Consider the following 8,742-nt stretch of genomic DNA (forward strand, 5'->3'; position numbering starts at 1 on the left):
CCCTTACCAGATAAAGATTTTGTTGATTTATGCCCCCCTATCGAACCATAACAAGTAACGAAGAGCCGCAATTGGTCAGTCAAAGCACAACAGCTGTTTAATTATAACCAGTCGAAAAATCCCTCAAGAACTTGAATCGTTAGCGGGAAATAAAACTTCAACTTATTTCCGAGAGTTACAAGGACTTGACTATCAAACTGGACGGCAAATTTTGAGAGATATTGACACCTTTCATGGTTCAGAGGATGAATGGCAATTTTTAATTCAACAAGTCTGTCACGGCAATCCTTTATTCATCAAATCTATCGCTCATCATATTCAAGAAGTTCATCATAATAATCTCTCGGATTTTCTGTTAAAAGGGAATCTTCTGATAAAAAAAATTGAGTCTATTTTAAATTCTTACTTTCAGCAACTATCTAATTTAGAAAAAGCGATTATTTTTGAGTTAGCGATTAATCGAAATCCAGTTTCTTTGTCGGAGCTAGAACATAATATTATCATTGAACCTGACGGTAAAAGTATCCAAGAAGGGATCAGATCATTATCTAGCAAAATTCTGTTAGATAAAAAAGATGACTACTTGACAATACATCCTCTACTGATTGAATATTTCACTCAAAAAATTATTACCATAGCAACAGAAGAAATAAAAACTGAAAATTTCCAATTATTAAGAAGCAACTCCTTGACTAAAACTACTGTTCCTGATTATCTAAGAAAGATTCAAATTAATGTTATTTTACACCCAATAATTAAGAACTTAATCCATGATTTTCAAGAAAATAATCTGGAAAGAAAACTAATCGATTGTCTAAAGACATTAAAGCATCAACCTTCTGGACAAATTGGGAGCATTGCTGGCAATATTATCAACTTACTTAATATACTGAAAAATGGTCACTTAATCGGCTACGATTTTTCTCATCTCCCTATTCGACAAGTCGATTTTTCAAACATTAGACTCAACCAAGTAGATTTTTCCTATTCACAGTTTTTTGACTGTATTTTCCCTCAAACTTGTGGTAGTATTTTATCAATTTCTTGTAGTCAGTTTGATCCCTCTCTTCCAAGAGAATATCTTTTAGCAACTGGTGACAGTCATGGGATGATTTACCTCTGGAAAGTCAAACAAGACGGAAAATTAGAATTAAGCAAAAGCTTTCCTGCTCACGGAAGCTGGGTGTGGTCAGTAGCCTTAAATTCCGAGGGACAGTTACTAGCAAGTGGGGGACAAGACGGAATTATTAAAATTTGGTCTATTACAACAGATTTATCTATAAATTGTCACTCTTTGCCCCACCCTTCTCAAAAACATCATGCTCCTATTAGAGCAGTTGCTTTTAGTGCTGATAGTAAGTTTTTAGCCACAGGAAGTGAGGACAAAACCATCAAAATATGGTCAGTTGAAACAGGAGAATGTCTCCACACCCTTGAAGGACATCAAGAACGAGTGGGTGGTGTTACTTTTAGTCCAAATGGTCAACTTTTAGCCAGTGGCAGCGCTGATAAAACCATCAAAATATGGTCAGTTGACACAGGAAAATGTCTCCATACTCTTACAGGACACCAAGATTGGGTTTGGCAAGTTGCCTTTAGTTCCGATGGTCAACTTCTAGCCAGTGGAAGTGGGGATAAAACCATTAAAATATGGTCTATTATAGAAGGAGAATATCAAAATATTGATACTTTAGAAGGACATGAAAGCTGGATTTGGTCAATTGCTTTTAGTCCAGACGGTCAATATATAGCCAGTGGGAGTGAAGATTTTACACTGCGATTATGGTCAGTAAAAACCAGAGAATGTCTTCAATGTTTTGGGGGATATGGCAATCGATTATCATCGATTACTTTCAGTCCCGATAGTCAATATATCTTGAGTGGGTCTATAGATCGATCGATCCGATTGTGGTCTATCAAAAACCATAAATGTCTTCAACAGATCAATGGTCATACTGACTGGATTTGTTCAGTAGCTTTTAGTCCCGATGGAAAAACATTGATAAGTGGAAGTGGAGATCAAACGATTAGATTATGGTCAGGGGAAAGTGGCAAAGTAATTAAAATTTTACAAGAAAAAGATTATTGGGTTTTATTGTATCAAGTGGCAGTTAGTGCGAATGGTCAACTGATTGCTAGTACCAGTCATGATAACATCATTAAACTTTGGGATATTAAGACAGATGAAAAATACACTTTTGCTCCAGAACATCAAAAGCGCGTATGGTCGATCGCTTTTAGTCCTAATAGTCAAATATTGGTGAGTGGTAGTGGAGATAATTCTGTTAAGCTTTGGTCAGTTCCGAGAGGATTTTGTCTCAAAACTTTTGAGGAACATCAGGCCTGGGTATTATCAGTAAATTTTAGTCTTGATGGAAAATTAATAGCAACTGGTAGTGAAGATCGAACTATAAAACTCTGGTCTATTGAAGATAATATGACTCAATCTTTGCGAACTTTTAAAGGTCATCAAGGAAGAATCTGGTCTGTTGTCTTTAGTCCTGACGGTCAGCGATTAGCCAGTTCAAGTGATGATCAAACGGTCAAAGTTTGGCAAGTCAAAGATGGTAGATTAATTAATAGTTTTGAAGGTCATAAGTCTTGGGTATGGTCAGTGGCCTTTAGTCCCGATGGCAAGTTACTAGCAAGTGGGGGAGATGACGCAACAATCCGAATTTGGGATGTTGAAACAGGTAAACTTCATCAACTCCTGTGTCAACATACTAAAAGTGTCAGGTCAGTCTGTTTTAGTCCCAACGGTAACACATTGGCCAGCGCAAGTGAAGACGAGACGATTAAACTTTGGAACCAAAAAACAGGAGAATGTCAGAATACTTTACGCTCTCCTAGACTTTATGAACAAACCAATATTAAGGGAGTAGAAGGGTTGAATTATGAAACCATCAACACAATGAAAATTTTAGGAGCTTTTCTGTCACGTTGAAAAGAAGATAGAAGTTAGCCAAGGGAGTCTCAATGAGAGGTAATCCCGACCTGAAAATCCCTAAAACCCCACTTCATAATTCATAATTCATAATTCCCATGTAGTCTTAACGGGTTACTCCATCCACCACCGGACGGACATCGCTACCCTCAAAATAGCCGGGGTTGCCTGTCCAATTGAAATCCGACACGCGGATGTTGAGTATTCCCAACTGCAGCACCGGGTTATAGCGCAAAATTAAACTATAGGTGCGACGACTCCATTCGAGAAAATATTCTGTACTGATTTCCTTCGCTTGATCGACACTGTAAATACTCTGGAAACCCACACGAATCGGACCATATACCTGTTGAGTTATACCATAGGACATTGTTTGTTGATCAACAAAGCGATCAAAGAAAAAGGGTGATTGTCCGTTAACTAAACCCTGACTAAAACTGAGATTAAACCCGGTATAGTCGAACAAATTGCGGGAAAAACGCCCAAACTGTCCCAATAATCCCACAGTTCCCGTGACGGAATTTTGCGTCTCTCCATTAGTGTAATAACTGGTGACACCGGTGACACCAGTGACAAGAGCAATATAGGGTTGAACGGGAAGAGGAGAAAATCTTAAACCTTGGTCGGGAGTCGGTGGTAAAGTAAGGGCAGACCAGAGTAAAAAACTGCGATTGAGGGAGACAGCACCCTGAAAACGGCTTAAATTGGTCACATTATCCGTTGCATTGGCCGCTAAGAGATCACTGCGATCGGTGGGTGCGTTAACATTCTGAACAGAAGCTTGATAACTGAGTCTAATATCCGTATTGGGGACAACAATCACCGGTGAGGTCAAAATTGCCCCAAAACTGCTATTAACCGTCTGAAACCCCAAAGAACCGTTAAAGAGACGCTCGCGATAATTGTACTCCACATTGAGCAGATAGGGATCCTGCAACTGTCCGATCGTCTGTTGAAAGCGAATTTTAGAACGAACAATATTTTCGATCTGTTCCAAATCTAAATTAGAAAAAGAAGCTGTCGCTTGCAAAAACGAGCGCTCACCAAAATTAGTGGCAAAATTGCCCAACAAACCAAAAGCTTTCGGACTAAGGGGCGAAACTTCGCCACCTCCGGGGTTAGCTGAGGGAAAAGCATCGGGATTAAGGACTTTTTGAATTAAATATTGCGGTGTCAACTCAAAAAGAGTCTTCGGTGTCTCCACTAAAGTTAGGGGACTTTCTACGAAAAATCCGCCCCGATCCTCCCCATCATAGCCTGGGGCAATTAAAAAAGGACGACGACGACGGCGATCGAACGTAAGACTATTAATAAAAGTGGGTGCCACTACCCGTTGATCGAAAACCAACTGGGAATTACTCATCCGCAACTCATCGGTAAAGGGGCCGGTACTGCGAAAAGTGGCGGAATTAGCCCGAACTTCCAACTCAGGGGGGGAAAAAGGGTCATTAGTCAAACGCACATTAGTGGCATTCCACACCTTACCATCAAAATTCAAGCGTTCGGCCTGAAAACGGACACGATTAATCGTTCCCCCCGACGGACTACTAATATTCTGTCGATCGCGCCGACTGGGATCCTGTCCCCCGACGACAAATTGAAAACCCTCTCCCGTCGTGATTCTCTGCAAGGGTTGATTTAATGCCAAACGATCGGTTAGGGTTCCAAAAGAACTACTGGCCCCCACATCCGTGGGCAGCGTTTGCCCTAAATCCCTAGCGGTGCTGGGTTGAAAAATCTCCCCATTAGCATTAAATACCACACCGCTATCCTGGACGAAATAATATTCAAAGCGATCGCCGCGCAGGATTTGATCTCCCCGGGTTAGGATCACCTGGCCCTCCGCTACCGCTAACTTTTCGGGAAGATTAATCTGTAAGCGATCGGCTGTTAGTACACTTTGGGCAAAACGTAGGGTGACATTACCTCTAGCGGTGATAATCTGCCGATTTTGGTCAAATTCCTGCTCATCAGCCACTAATTCTAGAGGCTTTTCCTCTTCTGGATTAACTGCAGCGGTCTGAGCTAGGCTGTTATTGAGGGAAATCCAGTATTCTTGGCTGGTTTTTTCGCCTTTTTTCCTCACTAATAGCCGAGTCGAGCCATTTTTATGGTTAAGAGCTTTTTGATTTAATCCTGAAACTATCTCGGTTTCGGGATTAATGGTGACACCAGCGGCTGCAGGAGGTGGAGAATTCTGAACGGAAAGGGGTTTTCCTAAAGCTGCCGCATCACCCCCACTGCTAGGTAAAGGTTCCAGGGGAATACCCTGAGCGGGAACCAAGGGTTTTACCTCGACGATTTCCGGGGGTGGAGTGACGGTGAGGGGAATAGAAACGCTCTCTGCTGAAGGCTTTTTTGCCTCTAGAGGTGCTGGGGTGACAGGAAGGGGAACTACTGACGTGGGAATATTTTCAGCAACTTGGCGCTCCTCCGTTTCCGGTTCAGCTACAGTATTAATCAGGGCAGGTGGTTCAACAGCTAAGAAAAAAAAAGACATGACTGCACGAGTCGGCGATCGAAATAGAGGACGAGCGAACCTCAATGATACTACCACGATCATTATTTCTAGGGAGACAGGGAAAGTCCGATAACTTGTTCCCTGTGTCTCTACCCTAGAACCAGTTTGATAATTGTCTTCTACTCAAAGTCTTTGCGTCCAGGGTTACGGGTAGGATCGCCAGAAAGGAAGCCAAAGATAAAAAGTAAGACAAAGAAGGAAACAACGATATAAACGGCGATTTTTAGGGTTAACATTACTAAGACGTTCTCCTTAGACTAGATTAATTCAATAACAGGGGTGAGCATACCTTGACCTACTTTACCCTATTTCAGTGATCCCTGAACAGAGAAAAGTGATCAGTCTTCAGTTATCAGCCTACTGTTTACTGTTTACTGATCACTTAAAATACAACTAAATAGCCTATTTTTAGCCAATTTATGAATAATCTCGGTAAATTATATGTGGTGGGAACGCCGATCGGTAATTTAGACGATCTGACTTTCCGATCCCTGGCAACTCTCAAAAAAGTCGCTCTAATTGCCGCCGAAGATACCAGACACACCGGCAAATTATTGCAGCATTTTGATATTTCAACCCCTCAAATTAGTTACCATGAACATAATCGCCTTTCCCGTCTCGATCAGTTATTAAATATTCTCAGTCAAGGTCAGGATATCGCTTTAGTTACTGATGCGGGAATGCCGGGGATTTCTGACCCGGGTTATGAGTTAATTAAAGCTTGTATAGAAGCTCAGATCGAAGTGGTTCCCATCCCCGGAGTAACGGCGGTAATTACTGCTTTAGCGGTGTCGGGATTACCGACAGAAAGATTCTGTTTTGAAGGATTTCTTCCGGGTAAGGAAAAGCTGAAACAAGAGCGCTTAGAGGGTTTAAAAACCGAGACGAGAACGATGGTTTTTTATGAAGCACCTCACAAACTTATTAAGACTTTGGAGGATTTACGGGAAACTTTTGGACCCACGAGAAAGATAGTTTTAGGTCGGGAATTAACCAAGCTTTACGAAGAAATTTGGCGAGGAACTATCGACGAGGCGATTAATTTATATCGGGAGAATAAAACTCCTAAAGGGGAATTTACCATCGTAGTTATGGGCAACGATCAGGGCGATAATATCCAATTATCCGACGAGGAATTAAAACGGGAATTAAAACAAATTATAGAACGGGGAGTTAGTCGATCGCAAGCTAGCCGACAATTAGCACAAGTTACTAATTTATCCCGCAGTCGTTTATACAAATTAGCCCTAGAAATTTGATGATTATCAATTTTTATTCCCACCGCTAACCCTCGATTACTTAGCTGATTGAAGTAACAAAATTCCCCCGGCAGTTAATCCTAAAATATTGGGCAACCAAGCGGCCATCAATGGGGTTAAAACTCCGCCAATACCTAGGGAACTGGTGACAAAAGATAGGAGATAATAGGAGAAAATTAGGACAATACAAATACCAAAACTGGTGGCTTTATTAGAATTTTGGGGACGTAATCCCAAGGCTGCCCCAATCATGCCAAAAACTAAACAAACAAAGGGTAAAGATATTTTCTGCTCGATTTGAACCTGTAGTTTTCTAGTTTTGGTAGGATTGCCGCTTAATTGCAGTATTTCTAAGTATTCCCGCGCTTGTCTGAGGGTCATTTCTGAACCATCTCGACCTCGAAAAGCTAAATCTAAAGGGGTACGCGGTAGGGCTAATTGTTGATGTTGAAAGCGGACAATATTACGATAGGAACCATTAGGATCAATTAGATAAATTGTGCCGTTATAAAAATCCCAGATATTTTTTTCAATATTCCAAGAAGCTGTTTCTGAGGTAATAATTTGATTAACTTCTGGTTGGGTGCGATCGAGAATGGTTAAACCTAACATTTCTTGACCGTTAAATCTTTCGGCATAAAATAACCTTCTTAATACCGTTTGCGCTTCCCCTCCATCTGGTGGCCGCACTTTGCCGTATTCAGGATAAATAATATTATCTTCAATAAAAGACTTGCGATTTGGTCGCAGAGCTTTCGTCATGGTAGCATTAGCTTCATAACTGGCAGCCGGGGCTACATAATCATTAAAAATGTAGGTTAATCCTGTCACTATTAAACTTAGCACAATGGCGGGAATTATTAGGCGATAAACACTAATTCCAATACTTTTAAAAGCAATTAATTCGCTATCACTGGCTAAACGACTGTAGGCCATTAAAGCTGCTAAAAGTATCGACATGGGAAAGGCTAAAACGATAAACTCTGGCATTTTTAATAAGAGAATTTTTAGGGCCAAAGTAAAAGGTAAACCCGACTCAGTAATGCGTCGCACTAAATCAAATAAAGTCCCGATCGCCACTCCCAAAGAAGTGAATAAACCCATACCAAATAGAAAGGGTAATAATAACTCGACAAAAATATAGCGGTCTAAGATGGTAAATCCTGGTACTCTACTTAAATTTCCTTGCCAATTGCTAACTTTCATGATATAATACAGCGATTTTTATTAATAACAATTATCTTAAGAAATTATCACCCAAATAATACTGACGCACCAGAGGATTATTATACAGTTCTTCGCCACTTCCCGCCGCTAAAATCTGCCCTTCGCGCATAATATAAGCCCGATTAGTGATAGCCAAAGTTTCTCGCACATTGTGATCAGTAATTAAAATTCCCATCTGACGATCCCTTAAACCAGCAATCATCGCTTGAATCTCGGACACGGCGATTGGATCCACCCCAGCGAAGGGTTCATCTAATAACAAAAATCTTGGTCCGTTGACTCCCACCGCTAAAGCGCGAGCTAATTCTGTCCTTCTTCTTTCTCCTCCAGAAACGTAGGCGCCTTTAGTGCCAACAATCTTATCGAGGCGAAATTCTTTTAATAAATCATAGAGACGATTTGCCCGTTGGGAAAAGGGAACCCCCGACTGTTCTAGGGCTAACTGAATATTTTCTGCTACAGTTAAATAACGAAAAATACTGGCCTGCTGCGTCAGATAGCCAATACCCAGACGCGCCCTTTGATTAAGGGGTAATTTAGTAATTTCTTTTTGATCGAGCCAAACACGTCCTAGATTCGGTTTAATTAATCCCGTGGCGATATAAAAAGTTGTGGTTTTTCCCGCACCATTTGGTCCTAATAACCCGACAATTTCCCCCGGGGCAACAGTAATACTCACCCGGTTAACCACGAGCCTTTTCCCGTAGGATTTATGGATATTTTCTAATACTAAAGTCATCTTTATCCGGTGTTGGGGTGTGGGGTGTAGGGTGTGGGGTGTGGGGAAGTGG

At 41.1% G+C, this 8,742-nt stretch carries 6 protein-coding genes; 2 read left to right on the forward strand and 4 right to left on the reverse strand.

Translation table 11 applies throughout. From position 1 onward, the window contains the following. The first annotated feature begins 475 nt into the window (after positions 1-475). Positions 476-2,944 carry a WD40 repeat domain-containing protein gene (locus IQ224_RS03355; protein WP_194032549.1) on the forward strand — a complete coding sequence of 823 codons (2,469 nt, stop codon included), beginning with the start codon at positions 476-478 and terminating at the stop codon, positions 2,942-2,944. A 106-nt stretch (positions 2,945-3,050) separates the two neighbouring features. On the opposite strand, the gene IQ224_RS03360 is transcribed toward IQ224_RS03355, so the two are convergent. Together IQ224_RS03360 and IQ224_RS03365 are read right to left on the reverse strand one after the other, a co-directional pair. Then, a complete protein-coding gene (locus IQ224_RS03360) occupies positions 3,051-5,444 on the reverse strand; it encodes a DUF3769 domain-containing protein (RefSeq protein WP_194032547.1) in 2,394 nt (797 codons plus the stop codon). A gap of 140 nt (positions 5,445-5,584) precedes the next feature. Continuing rightward, positions 5,585-5,701 (reverse strand): photosystem II reaction center protein I, encoded by a 117-nt coding sequence (locus IQ224_RS03365; RefSeq protein WP_002732356.1) that lies wholly within the window; start codon positions 5,699-5,701, stop codon positions 5,585-5,587. Between the two features lie 183 nt (positions 5,702-5,884). Between IQ224_RS03365 and rsmI the strand changes: the two genes are divergently transcribed. Further along, positions 5,885-6,724, forward strand: coding sequence for a 16S rRNA (cytidine(1402)-2'-O)-methyltransferase (gene rsmI / locus IQ224_RS03370; RefSeq protein WP_002741517.1), 840 nt, complete (start codon positions 5,885-5,887; stop codon positions 6,722-6,724). A 36-nt stretch (positions 6,725-6,760) separates the two neighbouring features. Here rsmI and IQ224_RS03375 read toward each other — a convergent pair whose 3' ends face one another. Both IQ224_RS03375 and lptB read right to left on the reverse strand, forming a co-directional pair. Continuing rightward, the gene (locus IQ224_RS03375) at positions 6,761-7,930 is read right to left on the reverse strand and encodes an LptF/LptG family permease (protein ID WP_002741519.1); all 1,170 of its coding nucleotides are present in this window, start codon (positions 7,928-7,930) and stop codon (positions 6,761-6,763) included. A 31-nt stretch (positions 7,931-7,961) separates the two neighbouring features. Next, positions 7,962-8,690, reverse strand: a complete 729-nt coding sequence (gene lptB, locus IQ224_RS03380) for an LPS export ABC transporter ATP-binding protein (RefSeq protein WP_002741521.1) — start codon at positions 8,688-8,690, stop codon at positions 7,962-7,964. Between the last annotated feature and the right edge of the window lie 52 nt (positions 8,691-8,742).

Source organism: Microcystis sp. LEGE 00066 (assembly GCF_015207925.1).
GTDB classification, from domain to species: Bacteria; Cyanobacteriota; Cyanobacteriia; order Cyanobacteriales; family Microcystaceae; genus Microcystis; species Microcystis ichthyoblabe_A.

What these genes read in the sequence shown, in the direction of transcription:
- IQ224_RS03360 (WP_194032547.1), bottom strand. Translation starts at nt 5,444, where the DNA reads ATGTCTTTTTTTTTCTTAGCTGTTGAACCACCTGCCCTGATTAATACT.
- IQ224_RS03365 (WP_002732356.1), bottom strand. Translation starts at nt 5,701, where the DNA reads ATGTTAACCCTAAAAATCGCCGTTTATATCGTTGTTTCCTTCTTTGTC.
- rsmI (WP_002741517.1), top strand. Translation starts at nt 5,885, where the DNA reads ATGAATAATCTCGGTAAATTATATGTGGTGGGAACGCCGATCGGTAAT.
- IQ224_RS03375 (WP_002741519.1), bottom strand. Translation starts at nt 7,930, where the DNA reads ATGAAAGTTAGCAATTGGCAAGGAAATTTAAGTAGAGTACCAGGATTT.
- lptB (WP_002741521.1), bottom strand. Translation starts at nt 8,690, where the DNA reads ATGACTTTAGTATTAGAAAATATCCATAAATCCTACGGGAAAAGGCTC.